This window comes from Nocardioides sp. (genome assembly GCF_025964975.1).
Lineage (GTDB): Bacteria > Actinomycetota > Actinomycetes > Propionibacteriales > Nocardioidaceae > Nocardioides.
Genome location: NZ_JAOPXV010000200.1, coordinates 1 through 23349, shown reverse-complemented (window position 1 = coordinate 23349; position 23349 = coordinate 1). Strand labels below are relative to the sequence as shown.

The window sequence follows — 23349 nt, the reverse complement described above, 5'->3', positions numbered from 1 at the left end:
ACCACGGCGTCGGTGCCCGATCTCGTCACCCGCGCACGCGAGGGTGACGCCCGGGCCGTGGCGCGACTGATCTCGCTGGTCGAGGACGGGTCACCGTTGTTGCGCGAGGTGATGACGGCGCTCGCGCCGCACGCCGGGCACGCCCACGTCGTCGGCATCACCGGCTCTCCCGGGGTGGGCAAGTCCACCTCCACCAACGCGCTCGTCACCGAGCTGCGTCGTGCGGGCAGGCGCGTTGGCGTGCTGGCCGTGGACCCGTCCTCGCCCTTCTCCGGCGGAGCGCTCCTCGGCGACCGGGTCCGCATGCAGGACCACGCCCTCGACCCCGGGGTGTACATCCGCTCGATGGCGTCACGCGGGCACCTCGGTGGGCTCGCATGGACGACCCCGCAGGCCCTGCGCGTCCTCGACGCTGCGGGGTGCGACGTGATCCTCATCGAGACCGTCGGCGTGGGGCAGAGCGAGGTCGAGATCGCTGGACTGGCCGACACGACGCTGGTCCTGCTCGCCCCGGGGATGGGCGACGGCATCCAGGCCGCGAAGGCGGGCATCCTGGAGATCGGCGACCTCTACGTCGTCAACAAGGCCGACCGCGACGGCGCCGACCAGGTCCGCCGGGACCTGCGGTCGATGCTGGCCCTGGCCGAGCGCCGCGAAGGTGCCTGGCGACCACCGATCGTTGCGACGATCGCTGCTCAGAGCCAGGGCCTCGACCAGGTGGTGGCGGAGGTCGACCGGCACTTCTCCTGGCTCACGGAGTCCGGGGAGCTCGCCAGGCGGCGTACGCGCCGGGCCCGCGACGAGATCGAGGCGATCGCCCTGACGGCGCTGCGCGCCCAGTGGGGTGACGTGCACGGTCACTCGGAGCTCGACGCCCTGGCCGAGGCCGTCGCGTCCGGTGAGTCCGACCCCTACACCGCGGCCGACGTGCTGCTGTTCAGCGTGCGGGACGACTAGACCAGTTCTCGCATTCTGCTCCGGACGGCTGACGGAACCCCTAAATTGGGGGATCGTGCGGACCCCCCCTCCAGCGATTTCCTTGTTCCTCGGCGCCCTCGTGGCGACCATGACGCCCGCCGTCGTCGCCGGCACCGTGGTGTCGAGCTCGGCGGCCACGACCGTCCAGGCGTCCACCGCAGCATCGTCGGTGGCGCAGCTCCCGAGCGCCCGCCGCGCCCGCGGCGGTTCGCTCTCGACGAGCCCGGGCACCTACGTCGGCGGCCAGGCGATCACGTTCACCGGAAGCCTCGGAGTCTCCGGCGTACGCCGCATCGGGCTGCAGCTCCACATGAACCGGCCCGGTGACAGCTGGTTCGCGGTGCGGGGCTTCTCCGGCAAGACGGCCGCCAACGGCGGCTTCCGCTTCGACTTCCCGGCCCCTGCCATGTTCGGGATCCGCTACCGGGTGACGGCCGGCCAGATCGCCACGCCGCCGGTGACCTTCAACGCGAAGGCGCAGGACCTCACGATGTGGGTGGCCGGTGAGGATCCCTCACGCGAGTCCGACCCCGGCCAGCCCGTGGCCGGCGTCCCGTTCACGATCGCTGTCGACACGACCCCGTCGCTGTTCCGTCGCCCCGAGACCATCGGGCTCCCGGTCTTCGAAAGGCGTGGCCTTACCCTGCAGCGGCGCCTGACCGGCGACAGCTGGGAGACGCTGGGCAGGTCCAGCGTCGGGGCGGACGGTCTCGGCTACTTCCCCGGGGTGACGGCTCCTGCAGGCACTGCCGTCTACCGGGTCGTCCAGGACGAGATCAGCTCCGGTGCCAACCGCATCGGCTGGATGCAGACCTTTCCGACCTATGTCACCGTGCTCGACCAGGCGCCGAGCCAGCCCAAGACCAGGACCAGTGCCGAGCCGCGGGTCCTGCAGTCGACGTCCCGGACAGCCCTGACCGGGACAGGGTTCCGGCGCGCGTCGTCGGGCGCCTCCGCCACCGCAGCCAGCAGGTACGGCTGGTACCCCACGCTGTGGGACTACACCTGGGAGGCGGGGCAGTCGCTCACCAGCCCGGCCGACGCCGGCTCGGACCGGGACGGCTGGTGGCAGGAGTACGCCGACGGCGCCGGCCGGGTCAGCCGGCAGAACGGCGGCCTCTACCTCGACAGCCAGCGCAACAACGGAGGCGGGCAGGGCGACTTCGGCACCACCCGCGCGACGCTGCGCGACAGCGCCCTCGCCTACGGTCGGTGGGAGACGAGGATCCGGCTCAAGAGCGCGGAGTCGAATGCTGCGGACTTCACGGTGCTGGTCGAGCTGGTGCCGGACCGGCCCGAGGACTATGCCTGCGGGCGCCGCAACATCACCTTGGCCGAGGTCCACCCGAGCAGCAGCACCCTGCGGTTCGGCGCCAAGGCCGACAACCGCCAGTGGTCGGCCACCAGGACCATTCCCAGCCTGGTCAACACCTCGCCGGCGGTCGCCGTCGAGGTCGCCAAGGGACACATCACGTGGTTCTGGGACGCACGGCCCATCGGGACCGTCAGGAGCCGCGCGGCGGTCTCCGACGTGCCGATGACGCTGCGCTTCAGCCTCGTGGGGGACCAGACGACCGAGTACAACCAGACCGGGCTCGTCTCGGACTGGCAACGCGGCTTCGCGCTGGGACGCGGCAAGCAGGTCGCCAACGGCCCGCGGCTGACCTCGAGTGCGCTGACCGCATGTGAGGGCTGAGCCCGCGCGCCTGCGACAGGAGCGGGCCGGGTCCTGATAGGAAAGGGCCGTCCTGGTTTAGCCCTGCCCCGAGGAGAAGCGTCGATGACCGCAAGGAAAGCCTTCCTCGTGCTCCTCGTCGTGTTCGTGGGGTTCTGGATGTTCACCGACCCCGACGGGTTGGCAGCTGCGGCCACGGCCGGCGCGGACCAGACCTGGAGCCTTGCCCAACAGCTCTTCACCGCGATCATCGACTTCGTCGGTGCCTTGTCGTGAGGGCCTTGTCGTGAGCGCCCTGACGTGAGGCCCGCGAGGCGGTCGTGAGCGGCGTCTTCGACCCCGGCATCAGGCGACACCTGTTGCGCGAGGAGGGCGAGGTCATCGTGGACGAGGTCCGCCACCACTGGATCGTCTACGTCCGGCCGGTCGCCGAGGTACTGCTTGCCCTGGCCCTGCTCGTCGCGGTGCCGTTCGTCGACATGGACCTGGCCTGGTTCCCCTTCGCCCTCGCACTCCTGATCGTGGTCCACGCCGCCTGGCGAGCGTTGAGCGAGCACATGGACCGCTTCGTCATCACCAACATGCGTGTCTTCCGCGTCCACGGCGTGCTCTCCCAGCAGCTCGCCACGATGCCGCTGTCCCGGATCCTCGACATCACGGTGATGAAGCCCTTGCACGGTCGCGTCCTGGGGTTCGGCCACTTCGTCTTCGAGTCCGCCGCCCAGGAGCAGGGACTCCGCGACATCCGCTTCGTGGGGCGCCCCGACGATCGTGACCTGGCCATCCAGCGGGTCGTCCAACGCTCGGGCCTGCGCGGGCCACGCGTCGCCAACTGAGCCCAGCGGTCTCCGGGTCAGGTCGTGGGCATGGACGAGCGGCTCGTGGAGCTGGTGCTGAGGGCGGTCGACCTGATCCCGCCGGGTCGGGTTGCGGCGTACGGCGACCTCGGGCGCATCGTCGGGATCGGCCCGCGCCAGGTGGGTGCGGTGATGAGCCGGCACGGCGACGGCTCGACGTGGTGGCGGGTGACCGATGCTGCCGGGAACTTCGCGCCGGATCTTCTCGAGCGAGCACGGCCGCACTGGCTCGAGGAGGGGATCGTGATCAGGTCCAGCGGGCGCGGGTGTCGGATCGAGGAGCACCGTGCCGACCTCGACCGGCTGGCGCGGCAGTGGCGGACCGCCGTCGCCGATCTGGACGAGGACGCCCAGGAGGCAGGCAGCTAGGCCTCGTCGTCCTCCACGAGCAGCTGGACGTTGATGGGGTCGACGAGCTCCACGTGGTGGGTCCGGACGGCCGCGAAGGTCCACAGCTTGTTGATCACGAAGGAGAGCGGCATCACGACCGCGATCACGACCAGCTGCCCCCAGTAGAGGCGGGTGCGGAGGCCGCTCGTGTCGTCGAGGACCGATGTCGGCAGGCTGAGTGCCGAGTCGGGATGCAGCAGTGCGGTCAGCAGGGTGAGGCCGATGACCTGACCGGCGAGGCCGACCGCCAGGAAGGGCCAGTACTCCTTCCACCATCGTGCGTGTCCTGCGCTGCGGAAGGTCCAGCTGCGGTTGAGCTGGAAGTTGCAGAGGTTGGCGACGAAGAAGGCAATGGTCGAGTAGACGTGGTACCACCGCAGGTTGAGCTCGCTGAGGGGCAGGCCGAAGACTGCTCCGTCGAAGCCCGGCCCGAGCCGCTTGACCACGATGAGCGTCACGAGGTTGACCAGGACGCCAGAGACGCCCACGGAGCCGAACCGTGCGAGCAGCACCACGTTGTGCTGGTGGCGGGCGACGAGACGGCTGGCGGGCACCGGGAGAGGTTACCGGCGAGCCGTCGCAGGGGGTCATTCGCCCCGCTGGGGTCCGACACGGAACAATGGCCGTATGACGCAGCAACCGTTCTCCCGTCCCGGTGCCATCGACCTGTCAGCGCTGAAGCGGCCGGCCCAGCCTCCGCAGGGCCCGCCCTCAGCAGCCCGGGGCTCGTCGTCGTCGGCTCCGAGCGTCGGCCACTCGGCATACTCCCTCGACGTCACCGAGGCCAACTTCCAGCAGGTCCTGGAGTCGTCGATGACGGCACCGGTCCTGCTCGTCTTCTACTCGCGGACCCGCATGCCCGAGAGCGGCGACCTGGCCGGCGACATGGCGCTGGTGTCGGGCGAGTTCGAGGGCCGCTACCTGGTCGGGCTGGTCGACATCGACGCCGCTCCCCAGATCGCCCAGGCCATGCAGATCCCGACGATTCCCCTCGTGGTGGCGGTGGTCGACGGTCGGCCGATGCCGCTCCTGCAGGACGTGGTGCCGATCGAGGAGCTCCGTACGGCCCTGACCCAGGTCGGCCAGCAGCTCACGGCGCAGGGCATCACCGGTCGCCACCAGCCACGGCCTGCGGCGCCGGTGGAGGGCGAGGAGCCGGAGGTGGATCCGAGGTATGCCGCAGCGCAGGACGCGCTGGGGGAGGGCGACATCGACCTCGCCGTCGCCGAATACCAGAAGCTCGTCGACGCCAATCCCGCCGACACGGAGGCGGCAGCAGGCCTGGCGATGGCCAAGGTCCTGCAGCGGACCCAGGGTGTCGACCTCAACGCGGCCCGGGCAGCCGCAGCCGAGGCGCCCGACGACGTCGACGCTCAGGCGATGGTGGCCGACCTGGACCTCCTCGGCGGACACGTCGACGACGCCTTCAACCGCCTGGTCTCGCTGGTGGCCCGCACGAGCGACGCCGACCGGACCAAGGCCCGCGACCACCTGCTCGGACTCTTCGCCGCTGTCGGCAATGACGACGAGCGCGTGCTCGCGGGACGCCGGAACCTCGCCTCGGCCCTGTTCTGACCGGGTCCCTCCGCAGACCCCGCTAGTCGGCCCAGTGCTCGCAGAGGGCAGGGGTGACGCGAGGGTCGTCCTGGACGCGGTGACCAGCGCCCTGGAGGGTGAGGCGGCGCGCCACGAGCGACGCAGCCGTCTCCTCGTAGAGGGGGCTCCACCCTGCCGTGACGACCAATGTCCTGACCGGCAGACCCTGCTCCGGGCGCAGCCCCACGTCCCACGGGGACTCAGCGCGCGGAGACGGGTGACGCCTTCCTCCAGCTCGTCGTCAGGCAGGTCGCGAGGCTCGAAGCCCATGCCCACGGCGAACCGGCGGGAGAACTCCCGTGCCGAGACCGAGGGATCCTCACGTGACCGCGAAGACGGGCGTCATCGCTGACACGTGCTCCTCGACGGCCGGCATCCCGCGCGCCAGGTCGAAGCACGCCGGCTCGAGCAGGACGGCCGCAGCCATGGGCCGTCGAGCCGTGCACCGAGCAGCGAGCGTGTGCCAGTAGTAGGGGAAGGTCATCATCGCGATCGCGATCGCCAGTGCCCATCCCATCGAGCGCCGGCGCGCTCCCTCGTCCACCCCGAGCGCGTCGAAGTAGACCTCGCGACCGTCGATGTCGAGGACCTCCCAGGCGACGGCCAGGTCGACCGTGCCGTCGCCGACCCCGAGCCCGCCGAAGTCGAGCACGGCGGCGAGCCGGGCGTCGCGCACGAGGAGGTTCTCGGCGAGGAGGTCGCCGTGGTACCACGTGGTCGACAGCTCGAGGTCCGCCTCGGACGCGAGCGCCAGGTCCCAGACGGCGACGGCTCGGTCGAGATCCACAGTCCCAGGTCGGCGTACTGCGGAAAGGATCGGTCGACGAGACGGCGTACGAGGTGCAGGTCGATGGCGAGCGCGTCGTCGTGCACGCGCGGCACCCTAACGACCGGAGCGCAAGGCCCGCTCCACGGTTTGTACGGCGGGTGAGTGGGCCATCGACGTGCGGTGCACGACGGTGATCTCGCGGGTGGGGACGGGACGGTGTGCCTCCACTGCGACCACGTCCACGCCCAGCGGTGACCGGCCCAGTCGGGGGATGAGGGCGATACCCAGCCCCGCTCCGACGAGCGCGAGGTGGGAGTCGAACTCCATGGCGACGTGCGCGATCGTGGGTGCGCGTCCGGTGCCGTCGTACATCCGCATCAACCACTGCCGGCAGATGCTGCCCTCCGGCGTGGCCACCCACGCCTCGTCGACGAGATCACTGGGCGAGACCCGCGTCCGGCCGGCGAGCCGGTGACCTCGCGGGACGATGACGTCTGCGACGTCGCGGGCGATCGTGGCCCCGGTGAGGTGGTCGGGAATGTGCAGGGGCACGTCCCCCCAGCTGTGCACGATGCCGAGGTCCTGCTGTCCTGTCGCCACGAGGTCGACGGTGTCCCAGGGCTCGCGCTCGGTGAGGGTGAGCTCCAGGTCGCGGTGTTCGTCGAGCAGGGACCGGACGACGGGAGCCACGAGGCCCCGCATCGCTGTGGAAAAGGACGCGATCCGCAGCCGGCCGGCGACCCGGTCGGTGTCGCGGTGGAGACCCGACTCCAGCCGCTCGAGGTCGACCAGGAGCCGGGATCCGTCATCGACGAGCCGTCGCCCGTTGTCCGTGAGCATCACCCCGCGACCGACGCGCTCGAGCAACGCGACTCCGGCCTGCTTCTCGAGCCGCTTCACCTGCTGGGAGACAGCGCTCGGGGTGAAGCCGAGAGCCTCGGCGGCGCTGGTCACCGAACCGTGCGTGTCGACGGCGCGGAGGCTGGCGAGGGCCACGAGATCGATCATGAAGCAACGCTACCTGATCGGCTGTACGAACAATCGCTGGTGCTTCACGATCCCGCGGACCACACTGGGCCCGTGAGCACTCGCGACTCCCTCCTGGCCGCCCTCGTCGCCACCATCTGGGGGATCAACTTCGTCGTCATCGACTGGGGGATGGCCGGGGTGCCGCCCCTCCTCTTCGCGGCGATCCGCTTCTCCGCCGTCGTGGTCCCGGCGATCTTCTTCATCGCGCGGCCCGACGCTCCGTGGCGCAGCATCCTTGCGGTCGGTGCGCTCATGTCGCTCGGACAGTTCGGCTTCCTGTACGTCGCCATGGCGGCAGGCATGCCCCCGGGGCTCGCCGCCCTCGTGCTCCAGGCGCAGGTCGTCTTCACGATCGTGATCGCCGCCGGGGTGCTCAAGGAGGTGCCGACGCGGGCCCAGGCAGCGGGGGTGACGCTCGGTGTCGCCGGGCTCGTCATCGTCGGTCTGGGCCGCGGTGGGGAGGTCTCGCTCGCGGCACTGGGACTGTGCCTGCTCGGTGCGCTGTCGTGGGGGATCGGCAACGTGGTGGCGCGCGCGGCGCGGGTGCCCGGCGGTCTGTCGCTGACCGTGTGGTCCGCGGTCGTGGTGCCCGTGCCGCTCGTGGCGCTGTCCCTGGTGCTCGACGGACCGGGAGCGGTGGCGACCGCACTCACCGGCTTCTCCTGGCAGGCTGCGGTCTCGACGCTCTACACCGCTGGACTCGCCTCGCTGGTCGGCTACGGCATCTTCAACAGCCTGCTTGCCCGGTGGCCCTCCAGTGCCGTGGTCCCGTGGGTCCTCCTGGCTCCCGTCGTCGCCATGGGCTCCGCCTGGCTGATCCTCGGCCAGCGTCCCAACGGCGCCGAGCTGGCCGGGGGAGCGCTCCTGCTCGTCGGTGTGCTGATCGCGCTGCGTCCGCCCCGCGGCGTACGAGCTGCGCGCTCGCCCGGGCCCGCCGAGATGTCGGAGCCGGCGCCGGTCAGCTGAGAGCCGCGCGACCTGCCTCCAACCGCGCGACGGGGACCCGGAACGGCGAGCAGGACACGTAGTCCAGCCCGACCTCGTCGAAGAAGTGGATCGAGGCGGGGTCGCCGCCGTGCTCGCCGCAGACGCCGAGGTGGAGGTCGGGGTTGACCTCCCGGCCCGCGGTGACGGCACGGCGTACGAGCGCACCCACGCCGTCCAGGTCGAGCGACTCGAACGGCGAGACCGGGAAGACGCCCTGCTCGAGGTAGGTGCTGAAGAAGGACGCCTCGACGTCGTCGCGCGAGAACCCCCACGTCATCTGCGTCAGGTCGTTGGTCCCGAAGGAGAAGAACTCCGCCGACCCGGCGATCTCCCCGGCGGTCAGCGCCGCCCGCGGCAGCTCGATCATGGTGCCGATCTTGTGCGGCACCTCCTGGCCCAGCTCGGCCTCGACCTCCCGAGCGACCTCCTCGATCCGGCCCTTGACCAGGTCGAGCTCCCGGACGCTCGCGACCAGCGGGATCATGATCTCCGGCTCGGCCCGACCGCCGCCGCGGATGCACTCGGCCGCTGCCTCGAGGATCGCCCGGGCCTGCATGGTAAACAGGCCGGGGATGACGATGCCGAGGCGTACGCCGCGCAGGCCCAGCATGGGGTTGGACTCGTGCATCCGCTGCACCGCGGCGAGCAGCTTGCGCTCGCGCTTCTTGCGGTGGCCGCGCACGTCCGCGACGGCCATCGCCACGCTCAGCTCGGTGATGTCGGGCAGGAACTCGTGGAGCGGGGGGTCGATCAGCCGGATCGTGACCGGCAGGCCGTCCATGGCGGCGAAGACCTTCAGGAAGTCCTGGCGCTGGAGCGGCAACAGCTCGTCGAGCGCTGCCTCCTGCCCCGTCTCGCCCTCGGCGACGATGAGGTTCTCGACGAGCTGACGGCGTTCACCGAGGAACATGTGCTCGGTACGGCACAGGCCGATGCCCTCCGCGCCGAACCGCCGGGCTCGAGCCGCGTCGTCGGCCGTGTCGGCGTTGGTGCGCACGCGCATGCGACGGGTGGCGTCCGCGTGCTCCATGAGCCGGGCAACAGCCTCGACGACCGGGTGGTCGACCTCCGTGCCCTCGAAGTGGCGCACGACGTGGGAGGCGACCACGGGCACCTCGCCGTCGAAGACCTCTCCGGTCGAGCCGTCGATCGAGATGACGTCTCCCTCGACGATCGTCTTGCCGCCGCGCACCCGGAACTCCCCGGCGCGCGTGTCGACGTCGAGTGCTTCGGCGCCGCACACGCACGTGCGCCCCATGCCGCGCGCCACCACGGCGGCGTGCGACGTCTTGCCGCCGCGGCTGGTCAGGACGCCCTTGGCCACCATCATCCCGTGGAGGTCGTCGGGGGTCGTCTCCTTGCGCACGAGGATGACGTCCTCGCCGTTCTCCGACCACTCCACGGCGGTCGCCCAGTCGAAGACGGCCTTGCCGACGGCGGCACCCGGCGAGGCGTTCATGCCCACGGCGAGCAGGTCCTTCGCGGCCTTGGCGTCGAAGCGGGGAAACATCAGGTTGGCAAGCTGCTCGCCGCTCACCCGGCGCAGGGCCTCGTCCATGTCGATCAGGCCTTCGTCCACCATGTGTACGGCGATCCGGAACGCCGCCTCGGGAGTGCGCTTGCCCACCCGGGTCTGCAGCATCCAGAGCTTGCCCTGCTCGACGGTGAACTCGATGTCGCACATGTCGCGGTAGTGGCGTTCGAGGGTGCTCATGATCTCGAGCAGCTCGTCGTGGGACGACTGGTCGATCTCGCGCATGTCCGCCAGGGACACGGTGTTGCGGATGCCCGCCACGACGTCCTCGCCCTGGGCGTTCTGCAGGTAGTCGCCGTACACCCCCTGGTCCCCGGAGGCGGGATCGCGGGTGAAGCAGACGCCCGAGCCGCTGGTCATGCCGCGGTTGCCGAAGACCATCGCCTGGATGTTGACGGCCGTGCCGAGGTCCTCGGGGATCCGCTCCTGACGGCGGTAGAGGACAGCCCGGTCGGTGTTCCAGGAGTCGAAGACGGCCCGGATCGCCCGATCCATCTGCTCGCGCGGGTCCTGGGGGAAGTCGATGCCGGCGTGCTGCTTGATGATCGCCTTGAACGTCTCGATCAGCGACCTGAGGTCGTCGACGTCGAGGTCGAGGTCGTCGGTGACGCCCTTGTCGTCCTTGGCCCCGTCGAGAGCGTCGGAGAAGTGCTCGCCCTCGATGTCGAGCACGGTGCTGCCGAACATCTGCAGGAGGCGGCGGTAGGAGTCCATCGCGAACCGCTCGTCCTCGCTCTGGCGTGCCAACCCGACGACGGACTCGTCGTTGAGGCCGATGTTGAGGACCGTCTCCATCATCCCGGGCATCGAGAACGCGGCACCGGACCGCACGCTCACCAACAGCGGGTCGTCCGGGTCGCCGAGCCTGCGTCCCATGGCGCCCTCGAGCGTGGCGAGGTGGTCGCTCACCTGGTCGCTCAGCCCGTCGGGCTCGGTGCCGTGCTTCAGGTAGGCCCGGCAGGCCTCGGTGGTGATGGTGAAGCCGGGGGGCACCGGCAGCCCGAGGTTGCTCATCTCGGCGAGGTTCGCCCCCTTGCCCCCGAGCAGGTCCTTCTTGCTCTTGTCCCCGTCAGCGAAGTCGTAGACCCAGGTGTTCACCTGAGGCATCTTGCTGCAACGGCGCCGACTTGTGGAGTGCCGACGCGCGGACGAGTCGCTTCAGCGGCCGGACTCGGTGTAGTCCGCGTCGCCCCGCAGTGCGGCCTCGACGCGGCGCGCGGTGAAGTCCGCTGCCCGGGAGCGGACCTCCTCGGGCGTGCAGAAGGCGACGTCGCGGATCTCACGCTCCTGCTTCACCACGTGGTCGAGGATCGACTCGGGGTGGGTGCCGCCGTCGAAGACGAGGCAGACCGCGTCGTCCCAGCCACCCCACGGGGGCAGCCAGTCGGTCAGGAGAAGGTTGCCCACCGAGAACGTGAGGCCCAGCTCCTCCTCGACCTCGCGACCCACGGCCAGCCGGGGCGACTCCCCCACCTCCACCACGCCGCCGGGGAGGTCCCAGTCCTGCTTGTAGGTGAGACGACACATCAGCACGCGCTCCCGGTCGTCACGGACCAGGAGCTGACTGATGGCGCGCTTGCGGGGGAGGAACGAGTTGAGGAGGGAGCGGAAACCGCCGGGCTCGTCCAGCGGCGCGTCAGTGGCGAGACGGGAGTAGACGATGCGGTCCACGGCCTGGTCATCGACCGACACGCCGCGCATCACGCCCTCTCGGTGCATGCCCGACCACGTCGCCATCCGCTGGGCCGCGTGGTCGTCGGGGTCCACCCAGGTCTCCACCCGGCCGTGCTCGCGCAGGGCGGCGGCGACCTCTCGGCGTACGTCGTCGATCGTGTGCTCGTGGCTCCAGGCCAGCCTGGCGATCCCGGCGGCCACGGTCATCACGTCGATCGACTCGCTCACCCCGCCACCCTAGCGAGGGCCTCCCGACGGGGAGGCGAGCCCTCAGCGCACCACGTCGAAGCGCGCCATCATGCCGTGGTCCTCGTGATCGAGCATGTGGCAGTGGATCATGAACGGGCCGGTGTAGTCCTCGAAGCGCGCAGCGACCTCGACGACCTCGCCGGGCTCCAGCCGCCAGGTGTCCTCGAGCCCGCGCTCCCAGGGCGGGGGCCGCTTCCCGTCGCGGAGGACGGTTCGCCACTGCTCGCCGTGGATGTGGATGTAGTGCGTCATGTCGCTGCTGTTGCGCAGCCGCCACCGCTCGACGGTGCCCAGCCGGGCCCGGTGGTCGACACGTTCGGGGTCGAACGCCCGGTGGTTGACCGACCAGAAGGTGGCCCTGTCCTCATGGTCCCGGTGGCCGTGACCATCCAGGCCGAAGGTCCACGTCTTCGACACGCCGGTCGGCGCCCGGACGAGCTCGGGGGAGGGCAGGCGCGCCGGCAGCAGTGAGCGGTCGGGTGCCTCGGCACCCACGCGCAGCTGCATGAGCGCAGCAGGCCTCGCGTCGTCCCCGCTCTGTCCGGGTGCGGCAGGGACCGAGTCGAGCACCAGGTCCTGACCAGCCGCCCCGTGGAGGTCGACGATCACGTCGGCCCGCTGGGCAGGACCGAGCAGCACCCGGTCGCGGACCACCGGCCGGGGCAGGAGCCCGTTGCCGGTGCCGATCTGCACCAGCGGGCGCCCGTCGCTGAGGCCGATCGAGTACGCCGAGAAGTGCGACGCGTTCAGCAGGCGGAGGCGATAGCGCGTCGCGCTGACGCGGAGGTACGGCGCATAGCGGCCGTTCACGAGCACGTGCGTGCCGACCGTGGCGTCGTCGGGGGGCGCCTTCGGACCCGCCCACGCCATCTCGCCGTGGTGCCCGACCATTCGCACCCCGTTGGCGAACGGGTTGGTGAGCGAGTTGTCCCGGCGGAACGACCGGTCGGAGATCATCAGCGGTACGTCGCGGCGCCCGGCCGGCAGGCGCAACCGCGACTCGGCGGCGTCCTCGACCAGGAACATGCCCTGGAGGCCGCGCCAGTTGTTCCGAGCGGTCCGATCCATCCGGTGGTCGTGGTAGAAGAAGAACGAGCTGGGTGCGGGCAACCCGCCGAACGTCAGCGGGTAGTCGTACGTCCGGGACTGCCCCGGTCGCACCAGCTCGGTCGTGGGCTGTCCGTCGTGCTCGGGGGCGTGGTGGTCCCCGTGCAGGTGCACGGTCATGGCCCCGGCCCGCGGGGGCAGCCGGTGGACGAACCGCACCCGTGTCTTCTCGCCCGCCGGTCGGACGATGGTGGGGCCCGGGTAGCTGCCGCCGTACGTCCACATCCGGGTCCGAGGTCCGGTGGGCAGCATGCGCACGCGCGCCTCCCGCATCTGGAGCGTCACCTCCGCGCCCCGGACGCGGTCGGGGACGACGAGCGGCTGATCGAAGGAGGGTAGCTGCGGCGTGGCCGTGCCGTCGCCGCCCTGCACAACGAGCGTGCCCCGCATCTGGGGATGCAGCTTGCAGAAGAAGGCGTACGAGCCCTCCCCGAGCTCCTCGACCCCGGTGATCGTGGCACTCGTCCCGGCCGCCACCCGGACGTCGAACAGGGGCGTTCCCTCGGCGTCGGTCGCCACCGAGGTGACGGTGTGGTCAAGGATGTCGAAATTGACCAGCGTCAGGGTGCCGCCGCCCGCCAGGGCCACGGTGCCGGGGGAAAAGCTGGCTGACCCGCGGTCCACCACGATGGTGGCCGCGCCCGGAGCCGACGCAGCGGAGGCGGCGAAGGGGTCCGCCCCCGGAGACCGGGACGAAGGGGCAGCCGCGAAGGACAGCGAGAGTGACAGCGCAAGGGACAGGCACAGGGCGACCCACAGGGTCCCGGGTCTCGAGCTCATCTGGACAGGGTGCCCCGAGCCCCGACCGTTCGACATCCCCAGCACGGTGGATCTTTCTACCCTGTGCTGGCGATGCATGGGACGGCTCCAGAAGGTATGAGTCGAGGAGCCACTTTCCATCTCCCGAGGAGTTTGCTCATGCTGTTGCGCAGGACACTTCGAACGGGGCTTGCTGCGGTGTGTGCAGCAACCCTCGTCGCGGCGCCACTCCTGGTGCCCACCACCGCCTCCGCCGTGCGTGCCGAGGCCGCCATGCAGTCCATCACCATCAAGGTCGCCAAGACGGCGATCAATGTCCGTGGCACGCGAGGGCTGGACGCGGGCAGGGTCAAGGTCACTGTCAGAGGCGCCGGTGCCGCGGAGATCGTCAAGCTGGACGCGGGATACGAGGATCGTGAGTTCAAGAAGGACCTCGCAGCCGCCGGGAAGGGCGACATGAAGGCCCTCAAGCGCGCCCTGGCCCGGGTCCAGTTCCTGGGTGGCTTCGAGGCGGGTGGGAGCGGCACGGTCGTCCTGCCCGGTGGTGGCGAGTACACCGTGTTCTCGTTCGCGTCCCGCGACCTCGCCCACTTCGGTGCCGGCGCCGTCAAGGAGGCGCCGATGCCCGACGTCGACGGCAGGATCGTCGGCAAGACGGGCCCGAAGTGGGGCGGCTCCTCGATGCTGCCGGCGAAGGGGACCTTCCTGTTCAAGAACGCCGACCGGACCGTTCCGCACTTTGTGGTCCTCCAGCAGGTGAAGGAGGGCACCACGGCGGACGAAGTCCTGGAGTTCCTGCAGACCGAGGAGGGCCCGCCGCCGTTCCTGAGGGCCGGGATGGAGACTGCGTCCCTCAGCCCCGGACGCTCCATGACGGTCGACTACGACCTGCCGCCGGGCCACTACGTCGTCATGTGCTTCTTCCCCGACCCCCACATGAAGGGCATGCCGCACGCGTTGATGGGCATGCTGAAGATCATCCACCTCATGTGAGGGGAAGTCCCTCCAGAGGCCGCCGCGGGCCCGGTCTCAGCCGGGCTCGCGGCGGAACCACACGGTCGCGAGGGGTGGCACGACGATGTCCGCGTGGGCGGGCTGGCCGTGGTGCTCACCGGTGACAGCGGTGATGGCACCGAGGTTGCCCACGCCCGATCCCGTGTACGCCGCAGCGTCGGTGTTCAGGATCTCGGTCCAGGCGCCGGCTGCCGGTAGACCGAGCCGGAACCCCTCGTGGGGGACCGCAGCGAAGTTGGCCACGCACACGACGTCCGGCTCGCCGGGGGATCGCCGGACGAAGGAGAAGACGTTGCGGTTGGCGTCGTTGGCGTCGATCCACTGAAAGCCGTCGGGCACCTCGTCGCGGCCCCAGAGTGCCCCGGACGCGGTGTAGGCGTGGTTCATGTCGCGGACCATCGCGTGGACGCCGGCGTGCTCGGGGTGCTCCAGCAGCCACCAGTCGAGCTCGCGGGACTCCGCCCACTCCGACTCCTGGCCGAACTCGCAGCCCATGAAGAGCAGCTGCTTGCCGGGGTGTGCCCACATGTAGGCGAGGTAGGCCCGGAGGTTGGCCAGCTGCTTCCACCGGTCGCCGGGCATCTTGCGCAGCAAGGAGCCCTTGCCGTGGACGACCTCGTCGTGACTGATGGGCAGGACGTAGTTCTCGGCATAGGCGTAGACCAGGGAGAAGGTCATCTGGCCGTGGTGGTGACTGCGGTAGAGCGGATCCTTCGCGACGTAGTTGAGCGAGTCGTGCATCCACCCCATATTCCACTTGTAGCCGAAGCCGAGCCCGCCTTGTGAGGTCGGTCCGCTGACGCTCGGCCAGGCGGTCGACTCCTCCGCGATGGTGACGACGCCCGGGACGCGCCTGTAGACGGTCGCGTTCATCTCCTGGAGGAACTGCACCGCCTCGAGGTTCTCCCGGCCACCGTGCTTGTTGGGGCTCCACTCGCCCGGCTCGCGGGCGTAGTCGAGGTAGAGCATCGACGCGACGCCGTCGACACGCAGACCGTCGGCGTGGAACTCCTCGAGCCAGTAGATCGCGTTGGCGTAGAGAAAGTTGCGCACCTCGTGACGGCCGAAGTTGAAGATGTGGGAGCCCCACTCCTTGTGCCAGCCCCGCTGCGGGTTGGGGTCCTCGTACAACGGGGTGCCGTCGAAGCTGGCCAGCGCCCACGGGTCGGTGGCGAAGTGGCCGGGCACCCAGTCCAGGATGACGCCGATGCCGGCCTGGTGCAGGCGGTCGATGAGGAGCTTGAGCCCGTCGGGATCACCGAAGCGGGAGTCGGGGGCGAAGTAGGACGTCACGTGGTAGCCCCACGAGCCACCGAACGGGTGCTGCATCACCGGCATCAGCTCGACGTGCGTGAAGCCGAGGTCCTGCACGTAGGGGACGAGCGCGTCGGCGACCTCGTGCCAGCTGTAGATCCCGGCGCCGTTCTCGTGGCTGCCGAGGTGCTTGCGCCAGGACGCGAGGTGCACTTCGTAGATCGACATCGGGGTCGCGACGGGCTCTCCCGTGGCGCGAGCGGCCAGCCACTCGTCGTCGCTCCACGTGTAGCCGGACTCCCACACGATCGAGGCCGTGCTGGGTGGCTTCTCCGCGTAGCGGGCCATCGGGTCTGCCTTGTCCACCCAGGCGCCGTCCGCGCCCCGGATGCGGAACTTGTACTGCGCCCCGACCCCGATGTCCGCCACATGGGTGCTCCAGACCCCGGAGTCGTCGACGCGCGTCATCGGGTGTCGGGCGCCGTCCCAGCCGGCCCACTCCCCAGCGACCTGGACCTCGAGGGCGTTGGGTGCCCAGACGCGAAAGGCGACGCCGTCGTCGTCCACCTGGGCGCCCAGCACCTTCCACAGCTCCTCGTGGCGGCCCTCGTGGATGAGGTGGATGTCGAGCTCGCCGGGGGTGGCCCGATGGCTGGGCTTGTGGCTGGGCGTGCGGCTTGGCGTGCGGCTGGGCTGCTGGGCTGGCCGGTCCGGGGTCATCGTGCCTCCATGCGGTCGCGGGCGAGTCGGGCGAGCGCCCCGAGCGGGATGTCCACCCAGCTCGGGCGGTTGCGGGCTTCGTAGACGACCTCGTAGACGGCCTTGTCGGCGACGTACGCCGCAAGCAGGGTCTGCTCGGAGTCCGAGAGGTCGTGCTGGGCGTAAGCGGCCAGGAACGCCTGCGAGTTGCGGGTGGACCACTCGTTGGCGCGGTAGGCATGCTGCTCGCGCTCGGCCTGCTCGGGCTCGGAGGCGAGGTTGGTCATGGTGACTGCACGAGGGGCGTAGTCGAACGAGCGGTGCATCCCGGCGATGTCGCGCCAGGGCGAGTCCGGCTGCAGGCGCTCGTGGAGCGGCTTGGACGGCTCGCCATCGAAGTCGACGATCTTCCAACCCTTCACGGTCCGCAGGGTCTGGCCCAGGTGGAGGTCGCCGTGGATCTGCTGCACCGGGACGTCGGCGAGGGACCGGAGCGCCTCGTAGGTGGCCTCGAGAGCGGGGGCGTGCTCGGCGAGGGCCGGCACGACCTCGACGGCGTTGGCGAGGCGCTGGCGCATCGCGGCTGCCAGGTCGGCCATCTCCTCGGCTGATCGGACGGACACCGGGAAGTGCTCGGCAAGGGTCTCGTGGGTCTCGGCGAGCGCGCGACCCAGGCGTGCTGCCTCGCCGGCGAAGTCGCCCCCGACCTCGTCGGCGTGCAGGTCGCCCTCGGCGAAGAGGTTGCGCACGCTGGCGAGCGCGAGCTCCCAGCCGTCGCTGGCGGTGCGGAGGAACTGTTGCAGCATGGCCAGCTGGATCGTGGAGTCGGTGGTCTCGTCGACCACGTCGAGCCACCCGTAGAGCGCCGCGACATGGTCGGAACCGGCGCGGGTGAGCACCTCGTGGATGGACACGTCGGGGTTGACGCCGGGGGTGACCCGGCGGAAGACCTTCATCAGCGAGTCCTCGCCGAAGGCCACCGAGGAGTTGGACTGCTCGCCGGTGAAGAGCGTGGAGTGCGCCTCGGTGTCGAGGTCGTGGCCCGCCACCCGGTGGAAGGCGAGGTCGTCGGCGGTGACCTTGCCGTCCGCGGCGGACGCGAAGGCCTCCAGCCACAGCGACATGGCGGCGCGGTCGTGCAGCGCGTCGTAGGCGTAGGTGACGGCTCGGTCGCCGGTGTCGATCACGTCGATCAACGCGTGCCCGAGGCGGTCCTGTGGCTCCGGGTAGAGGGCTAGCGGCACCTGGTAGAACTCGGGCTCGCCCTCGGCGTACGCGATCTCGGCAAGATCGATGACGACGGTGAGGTCGGGCGTCGAGCCGGGCAGCGTGCCGACCCTGCGCACGTCCCCCAGCTCCCAGTCGCGGCCCTTGCCCCCGAACCACCGGGCGCTGTCGATGTAGTGCTTGAGTCCGTGGGTCGGCCCGTTGCCATGGCGCCCGTTGCCGTGTTGCTCGGTCATTCGTGCCCCTCCTCGCCGGGATTGCCGTCGATCAGTCGCATCCAGTAGAAGCCGTAGCCCCCGAGTGTCAGGAGGTAGGGCAGCTCGCCGATCGACGGGAAGGGCACGCCACCCAGCAGCTCGATCGGCACCATGCCCTCCCAGTGCCTGAGGTCGAGCTCGACGGGCTGGGGGAACCGGCTCAGGTTGTTGATGCACAGGATGACGTCGCGGCTGCCGTCGGCTGCCTCGTGCTCGCGGACGTAGGACAGGACCGTGGGATTCGACCCGCCGAGGTCGGTGAAGGTGCCGAGCCCGAAGGCGGGGTGGCGACGCCGGGCGTGCACGAGCCGCCGCGTCCAGTGGAGCAGGGACGACGAGTTCTCGAGCTGGGCCTCGACGTTGACCGACTGGTAGCCGTAGACGGGGTCCTGGATGGCCGGCAGGTGGAGCTTGCCGGGGTTGGCGGAGGAGAAGCCGGCGTTGCGGTCGGGCGTCCACTGCATCGGCGTCCGAACTCCGTCGCGATCGCCGAGCCAGATGTTGTCGCCCATCCCGATCTCGTCGCCGTAGTAGAGCACCGGGGAGCCCGGCAGTGACAGGAGGAGCGCGGTGAAGAGCTCCATCCGGTTGACGTCGTTGTCCAGCAGCGGCGCCAGACGCCGGCGGATGCCGATGTTGGCCTTCATCCGGGGGTCCTGGGCGTACTCGCCCCACATGTAGTCGCGGTCCTCGTCGGTGACCATCTCGAGGGTCAGCTCGTCGTGGTTGCGCAGGAAGATGCCCCACTGGCAGCCGTCTGGGATGGCCGGCGTCTGCTCGAGGATCTCCGAGATCGGGAACCTCGACTCGCGTCGGACGGCCATGAAGATGCGAGGCATGACCGGGAAGTGGAACGCCATGTGGCACTCAGTACCCACCCAGCGGCCGGTTTCCTCGTTCAGCTGCGGACCGAAGTACTCCACGACGTCGGCCGGCCACTGGTTGGCCTCGCACAGCAGCACCCGTCCGGGGTACTTCTCGTCAACGAACTGGCGGCACTTCTTGAGGAACTCGTGCGTCTCGGGGAGGTTCTCCCCGTTGGTGCCCGGGCGTTCGAAGAGGTAGGGCACGGCGTCGAGCCGGAAGCCGTCGAGCCCCATGTCGAGCCAGAACGCCATCGCCTCCATGATCGCGTCCTGGACCGCGGGATTGTCGAAGTTCAGGTCGGGCTGGTGGTGGAAGAACCGGTGCCAGAAGTACTGCTGGCGGACCGGGTCCCAGGTCCAGTTGGACGGCTCGGTGTCGACGAAGATGATCCGCGCGTCCTGGTAGAGCTCGTCAGTGTCCGACCAGACGTAGAAGTCGCCGTACGGCCCGGTCGGGTCCTCCCGGCTGGCCTGGAACCACGGATGTGCGTCCGAGGTGTGGTTCATGACGAAGTCGATGATGACCCGGATGTCCCGCTTGTGGCACTCGTCGAGGAACTCGTGGAAGTCCTCCGTGGTCCCGCACTCGGGGAGGATGTCGATGTAGTCCGCGACGTCGTAGCCACCGTCTCGCAGCGGCGAGGTGAAGAACGGCGGGACCCAGAGGCAGTCGACGCCGAGCCACTGGAGGTAGTCCAGCTTCTCGATGAGGCCCTTGAAGTCACCGGTCCCGTCGCCGTTGGAGTCGCGGAACGACCGGACCAGCACCTCGTAGAACACCGCCGTGCGGAACCACTCGGTGTCCGAGCCCTGGTTGACGAGCTTCGTAGGGGCTTCACTCAACGGGGGCTCCTCAGGGTCACGATGTGGGCGGGCTCGTGGCCGGGATCGAGCCGGACGTAGTTGTTCTGGCTCCAGCTCCAGTCGGCCCCGGTGATCTCGTCGTGGGCGACGAAGGAGTCCTGCCAGTCCAGTCCGAGCGCCGGCATGTCGAGGTGCAGCACCGTCTCTCGGGTGGCGTGGGGGTCGAGGTTGACCACCACGATGACGACGTCGTCGCCGTGCTTCTTGGAGAAGACCAGGATGTTGTCGTCGTCGCTGCTGTGGATCGTCAGGTTGCGCAGGAGCTGGAGGGCGGGGTGGCGACGACGCAGCTCGTTGAGCCGGGTGAGGTATGGCGTCAGCGACCGACCCTCGGCCTCTGCCTGCTTCCAGTCACGGACCCGGATCTGGTACTTCTCCGAGTCGAGGTACTCCTCCGAGCCGGGTCTCACCGCGACGTGCTCGAAGAGCTCGTAGCCCGCGTAGACGCCCCAGCTCGGCGAGCCGCACGCCGCCAGGACGGCGCGGATCTTGAAGGCGGCCGGACCGCCGTACTGCAGGTAGCCGTGCAGGATGTCGGGGGTGTTGACGAAGAAGTTGGGCCGCATGACGTGGTCGGACTCGGTCGCGACCTCGGTGAGGTAGGACTCGAGCTCCTGCTTGGTGGTACGCCACGTGAAGTAGGTGTAGCTCTGGTGGTAGCCGACCGCTCCCAGGCCGTGCATCATCGCGGGCCGGGTGAAAGCCTCGGACAGGAACAGGACGTCGGGGTCGGTCCGTCGGACCTCGCGCAGCAGCCACTCCCAGAACGGCAGCGGCTTGGTGTGCGGGTTGTCGACGCGGAAGATGCGCACGCCGTGGGCCATCCAGTGCCGCACGATCCGCAGGACCTCGCGGCAGATCCCGGAGGGGTCGTTGTCGAAGTTGATCGGGTAGATGTCCTGGTACTTCTTCGGCGGGTTCTCGGCGTAGGCGATGGTGCCGTCGGCGCGCGTGGTGAAGAACTGCGGGTGGGTCTTGACCCACGGGTGGTCGGGGGCGGCCTGCAGGGCGAGGTCGATCGCCACCTCGAGGTCCAGCTCCCGGGCGCGGGCCACGAAGGCGTCGAAGTCGTCGAGGGTCCCCAGGTCGGGGTGGACGGCGTCGTGCCCGCCGTCCTTGCTGCCGATCGCCCACGGAGAGCCCGGGTCGGTCGGACCGGGTGTCAACGTGTTGTTGGGCCCCTTGCGGTTGACCTCCCCGATGGGGTGGATCGGCGGCAGGTAGACGACGTCGAAGCCCATCTCGGCAACGGCGTCGAGACGCTTGGCCGCGGTGCGGAAGGTGCCAGTGGTGACCTTGCCGCTCGTGGGGTCGAGGGTCGCGCCCTCGGAACGGGGGAAGAACTCGTACCAGGCGCTGAAGAGTGCGCGGGTGCGGTCGGCGTAGAGCGGATAGGGGCCTTCCACGGTGACCAGCTCGCGGAGCGGGTGCGCCACGAGCACGTCGTGGAGCTCCTGGCTCTGCAGGACGGCGAGCCGCGCTGCTACCGGTCGGTCACCGTCCTCGGCGGCCTGGGCAGCCGCACTCAGGAGTGCCGTCTGACGCTTGTCGAGGCCGCCCTCGGCGACCACGCGGGCGAGCAGCAGCTGCGCCTCGGTGAACATCAGCTCGACGTCGACTCCCGCCGGGATCTTGAGCCCCGCGTCGTGCTCCCAGGTCGCGATGGGATCCGACCAGGCCTGGATCTCGAAGGTCCAGGCCCCCTCGACGTCGGGGGTGACCCAGGCGGCGTACAGGTCGGGGACCTCCGCGCCGACCGCAGACATCCGCACCGGGGGGCGCCGGTTGCCCTGTGGGTCGATGAGCACGACTTCGGCGCCGAGCCGGTCGTGACCCTCCCGGAAGACCAGGGCGCGCACGGGCAACGGCTCGCCCACGGTCGCCTTGGCCGGATGGCGACCGAGGTCGACAACGGGGGAGACGTCCATGACGGGTATGCGTCCAACCATGCGCCCACACTTGCGACTCACCGGGCCCGGCGCAACCTGAGGGGGTCGGGGCACACCCGTCGGGGGGACATCAGCGACGGACCACCAACGTGACCTTGGCCGACTTCGCCGGGGCGAAGGCGGTGCGGTCGAACGGTCGGAAGTAGACCCGGACCCGGTGCTTGCCCGGGGCGAGCGGACGCTTCACCCGCAGCTTCATGGTGAGCTCCTTCACGGTCTTCACGCGGTAGCGGCGTCCGTCCAGCTTCACGATGAACTTCCCGAGTCGCGCGGCGCGGGGGCCGTCCAGCCGCAGCCGCACGCGCAGCTGCGGTGCTGCGTTGGCGGGCGTCTGCACTGCTCGGAAGACACGGAGCTTGATCTTGGTGCCGGTCCGGCCGGCCGACGGCGTGTTCGGGCTCGGCGTGGTGCCGGACGTGGAGCCGGGCACTGGCGTGGTGCCGGTGGGCGAGCCGACCGTGGAGAACACCTGGAGCTCGGCGGCGTGCACGATCGAGTCGCGGTCGGAGGCTTCCTTGCAGTCCGTGCTGTTCGACGGGTCCTTGTCGAGCTCGCCGGCGTAGCCCGCAAAGCCGGTGCACTGGTTCTCCAGGGCCACCAGCCGGACGGCGGCGGCCTCCGTGTCGGGTACGTCGAACTGGCGCATCCGCAAGGTGGGGGCCACCGGACGCGGGCGCACGCTGGGGAAGGCGTCGTCCGCCGAGGTGTAGAACCGTGTCCACGTCGCTCCGCTCGCCGCACAGTCAGCGGTGCACGCCTCGAGGGCGAACTTGCGCAGTGCGGTGAACCGAGAGCCCGAGTCCGGATCCTCCTCGGCGGCCTCGCCGGCGATGAGCGGGACGTCTGTCGGCCCGGCCGGTGCGGGAACGAGGTAGGCGCTGACGTTGACCCTGCGGACCGTCTGCATGCCACCAGCGAGGTCGACAGCGACCTGCGGGTGGGTGACGTCGACACTGTCCTCGGGGGCCAGGACGCCACCCCAGGTCGTGCCCTCGGTGCCGTCGATGAGGGCTTCGGCATTGCGGTTCGCGTCAGTGTCCTCGCCGATCACCGTGGCACCAGCCGCGGCGCTGGCCACGTTGACGTCGTCGGCGACCGTCACGGTCTGCGAGGTCGCACCACTCACGGTGAGGGTGAACCTGGTGAAGCCACGATCCGGGGAGACCGCTGTCATCTGGTAGGTCCCCGGCGTGAACGGCACAGAGGCGCCGAGCGGGGTCGCCGGGTCGGTGTCGGCGATCGGCGTGACGCGAGCCTCGTAGTCTCCGACGTAGATCCTGGAGACCCCGTTGGTCTGGAACGTGACCATCGAGTTGGGTCCCGCCGGCGTCGCGAAGCTCGGTGTCGGCTCGTCGCTGTCGGCTGTCGTGCTGGCTCCGGTGCCCATCCCACGCCGGGCGAAGGCGGCCCACATGGCGCCGGTGTCGGCCCCACCGAAACGGGCCTGGTCGGCGGCGAGCATGGCGTCGCGGGCGTCGAGCATGGACGTCGCCCCCTGCTGCAGCAGGAACGAGTCGAACATCAGCTGCACCCAGCGCCGGTTGCCCGGGCAGGTCTCCACGGTGCGGGGAGTCTGGGTGGCAGTGGCCTGGGCGCACTGTCGCTGGAGGACCTT

19 protein-coding genes and 1 pseudogene are annotated in these 23349 nt (G+C 70.0%); 8 read left to right on the top strand and 12 right to left on the bottom strand.

The window, feature by feature from the left end; all coding sequences use genetic code 11:
* Positions 1 to 12: 12 nt before the first annotated feature.
* From meaB to JWN68_RS15500, 5 genes are all read left to right on the top strand, one after another.
* Positions 13 to 957 (top strand): methylmalonyl Co-A mutase-associated GTPase MeaB, encoded by a 945-nt coding sequence (gene meaB, locus JWN68_RS15520; RefSeq protein ID WP_297740521.1) that lies wholly within the window; start codon positions 13 to 15, stop codon positions 955 to 957.
* 55 nt (positions 958 to 1012) lie between these two features.
* Positions 1013 to 2674: a hypothetical protein gene (locus JWN68_RS15515; protein ID WP_297740511.1), complete on the top strand. Its 1662-nt coding sequence runs from the start codon at positions 1013 to 1015 to the stop codon at positions 2672 to 2674.
* 84 nt (positions 2675 to 2758) lie between these two features.
* The gene (locus JWN68_RS15510) at positions 2759 to 2929 is read left to right on the top strand and encodes a hypothetical protein (protein WP_297740509.1); all 171 of its coding nucleotides are present in this window, start codon (positions 2759 to 2761) and stop codon (positions 2927 to 2929) included.
* 44 nt (positions 2930 to 2973) lie between these two features.
* Positions 2974 to 3489: a PH domain-containing protein gene (locus JWN68_RS15505; RefSeq protein WP_297740507.1), complete on the top strand. Its 516-nt coding sequence runs from the start codon at positions 2974 to 2976 to the stop codon at positions 3487 to 3489.
* Positions 3490 to 3519: 30 nt separating this feature from the next.
* Positions 3520 to 3879 carry an MGMT family protein gene (locus tag JWN68_RS15500; RefSeq protein ID WP_297740505.1) on the top strand — a complete coding sequence of 120 codons (360 nt, stop codon included), beginning with the start codon at positions 3520 to 3522 and terminating at the stop codon, positions 3877 to 3879.
* On the opposite strand, the gene JWN68_RS15495 is transcribed toward JWN68_RS15500, so the two are convergent.
* Entirely contained in the window at positions 3876 to 4454 is a 579-nt protein-coding gene (locus JWN68_RS15495) for a GtrA family protein (RefSeq protein WP_297740503.1), read from the bottom strand. The genes JWN68_RS15500 and JWN68_RS15495 overlap by 4 nt on opposite strands.
* Positions 4455 to 4527: 73 nt before the next feature.
* Here JWN68_RS15495 and JWN68_RS15490 point away from each other — a divergent pair, with 73 nt between their 5' ends.
* A complete protein-coding gene (locus JWN68_RS15490) occupies positions 4528 to 5475 on the top strand; it encodes a tetratricopeptide repeat protein (protein ID WP_297740501.1) in 948 nt (315 codons plus the stop codon).
* Positions 5476 to 5497: 22 nt separating this feature from the next.
* Here the strand turns inward: JWN68_RS15490 and JWN68_RS15485 are convergent, their stop codons facing one another.
* The 3 genes and pseudogenes from JWN68_RS15485 to JWN68_RS15475 all read right to left on the bottom strand — a co-directional run bounded on the left by JWN68_RS15485 (position 5498) and on the right by JWN68_RS15475 (position 7273).
* Positions 5498 to 5683, bottom strand: coding sequence for a hypothetical protein (locus JWN68_RS15485; RefSeq protein ID WP_297740499.1), 186 nt, complete (start codon positions 5681 to 5683; stop codon positions 5498 to 5500).
* A 132-nt stretch (positions 5684 to 5815) separates the two neighbouring features.
* Positions 5816 to 6340: pseudogene (locus tag JWN68_RS15480) on the bottom strand (phosphotransferase); the annotation flags it as partial.
* 39 nt (positions 6341 to 6379) lie between these two features.
* Positions 6380 to 7273, bottom strand: a complete 894-nt coding sequence (locus tag JWN68_RS15475) for a LysR family transcriptional regulator (protein WP_297740497.1) — start codon at positions 7271 to 7273, stop codon at positions 6380 to 6382.
* A 72-nt stretch (positions 7274 to 7345) separates the two neighbouring features.
* Here JWN68_RS15475 and JWN68_RS15470 point away from each other — a divergent pair, with 72 nt between their 5' ends.
* The gene (locus JWN68_RS15470) at positions 7346 to 8260 is read left to right on the top strand and encodes an EamA family transporter (protein WP_297740495.1); all 915 of its coding nucleotides are present in this window, start codon (positions 7346 to 7348) and stop codon (positions 8258 to 8260) included.
* Here the strand turns inward: JWN68_RS15470 and ppdK are convergent.
* From ppdK to JWN68_RS15455, 3 genes are read right to left on the bottom strand one after another with little or no spacing between them, the layout of a single operon-like run.
* On the bottom strand, positions 8253 to 10922 hold the full coding sequence (gene ppdK / locus JWN68_RS15465) for a pyruvate, phosphate dikinase (protein WP_297740493.1): 2670 nt from the start codon (positions 10920 to 10922) through the stop codon (positions 8253 to 8255). The genes JWN68_RS15470 and ppdK overlap by 8 nt on opposite strands.
* A 51-nt stretch (positions 10923 to 10973) precedes the next feature.
* Positions 10974 to 11717: an NUDIX hydrolase gene (locus JWN68_RS15460; RefSeq protein WP_297740491.1), complete on the bottom strand. Its 744-nt coding sequence runs from the start codon at positions 11715 to 11717 to the stop codon at positions 10974 to 10976.
* 42 nt (positions 11718 to 11759) lie between these two features.
* Positions 11760 to 13625, bottom strand: a complete 1866-nt coding sequence (locus tag JWN68_RS15455) for a multicopper oxidase domain-containing protein (protein WP_297740489.1) — start codon at positions 13623 to 13625, stop codon at positions 11760 to 11762.
* 177 nt (positions 13626 to 13802) lie between these two features.
* Here JWN68_RS15455 and JWN68_RS15450 point away from each other — a divergent pair, with 177 nt between their 5' ends.
* Entirely contained in the window at positions 13803 to 14597 is a 795-nt protein-coding gene (locus tag JWN68_RS15450; RefSeq protein ID WP_297740487.1) for a hypothetical protein, read from the top strand.
* 36 nt (positions 14598 to 14633) lie between these two features.
* Here the strand turns inward: JWN68_RS15450 and glgB are convergent, their stop codons facing one another.
* The 5 genes from glgB to JWN68_RS15425 form a co-directional block, all read right to left on the bottom strand.
* Complete coding sequence (glgB, locus tag JWN68_RS15445; protein WP_297740485.1) at positions 14634 to 16592, bottom strand: 1,4-alpha-glucan branching protein GlgB; 1959 nt, start codon at positions 16590 to 16592, stop codon at positions 14634 to 14636.
* Positions 16589 to 18034 (bottom strand): phosphotransferase, encoded by a 1446-nt coding sequence (locus JWN68_RS15440; RefSeq protein ID WP_297740483.1) that lies wholly within the window; start codon positions 18032 to 18034, stop codon positions 16589 to 16591. The genes glgB and JWN68_RS15440 overlap by 4 nt, the downstream gene beginning before the upstream one ends.
* The gene (gene treS, locus JWN68_RS15435; RefSeq protein ID WP_297740481.1) at positions 18031 to 19764 is read right to left on the bottom strand and encodes a maltose alpha-D-glucosyltransferase; all 1734 of its coding nucleotides are present in this window, start codon (positions 19762 to 19764) and stop codon (positions 18031 to 18033) included. The genes JWN68_RS15440 and treS overlap by 4 nt, the downstream gene beginning before the upstream one ends.
* Positions 19761 to 21734: an alpha-1,4-glucan--maltose-1-phosphate maltosyltransferase gene (locus JWN68_RS15430; protein ID WP_297740479.1), complete on the bottom strand. Its 1974-nt coding sequence runs from the start codon at positions 21732 to 21734 to the stop codon at positions 19761 to 19763. The genes treS and JWN68_RS15430 overlap by 4 nt, the downstream gene beginning before the upstream one ends.
* A gap of 70 nt (positions 21735 to 21804) precedes the next feature.
* Positions 21805 to 23349: M36 family metallopeptidase (locus tag JWN68_RS15425; protein ID WP_297740477.1), on the bottom strand; the 1545-nt coding region annotated here is incomplete at its 5' end.

What these genes read in the sequence shown, in the direction of transcription:
- JWN68_RS15455 (WP_297740489.1), bottom strand. Translation starts at nt 13,625, where the DNA reads ATGAGCTCGAGACCCGGGACCCTGTGGGTCGCCCTGTGCCTGTCCCTT.
- ppdK (WP_297740493.1), bottom strand. Translation starts at nt 10,922, where the DNA reads ATGCCTCAGGTGAACACCTGGGTCTACGACTTCGCTGACGGGGACAAG.
- JWN68_RS15440 (WP_297740483.1), bottom strand. Translation starts at nt 18,034, where the DNA reads ATGACCGAGCAACACGGCAACGGGCGCCATGGCAACGGGCCGACCCAC.
- JWN68_RS15430 (WP_297740479.1), bottom strand. Translation starts at nt 21,734, where the DNA reads ATGGTTGGACGCATACCCGTCATGGACGTCTCCCCCGTTGTCGACCTC.
- glgB (WP_297740485.1), bottom strand. Translation starts at nt 16,592, where the DNA reads ATGACCCCGGACCGGCCAGCCCAGCAGCCCAGCCGCACGCCAAGCCGC.
- JWN68_RS15490 (WP_297740501.1), top strand. Translation starts at nt 4,528, where the DNA reads ATGACGCAGCAACCGTTCTCCCGTCCCGGTGCCATCGACCTGTCAGCG.
- JWN68_RS15500 (WP_297740505.1), top strand. Translation starts at nt 3,520, where the DNA reads ATGGACGAGCGGCTCGTGGAGCTGGTGCTGAGGGCGGTCGACCTGATC.
- JWN68_RS15475 (WP_297740497.1), bottom strand. Translation starts at nt 7,273, where the DNA reads ATGATCGATCTCGTGGCCCTCGCCAGCCTCCGCGCCGTCGACACGCAC.
- JWN68_RS15510 (WP_297740509.1), top strand. Translation starts at nt 2,759, where the DNA reads ATGACCGCAAGGAAAGCCTTCCTCGTGCTCCTCGTCGTGTTCGTGGGG.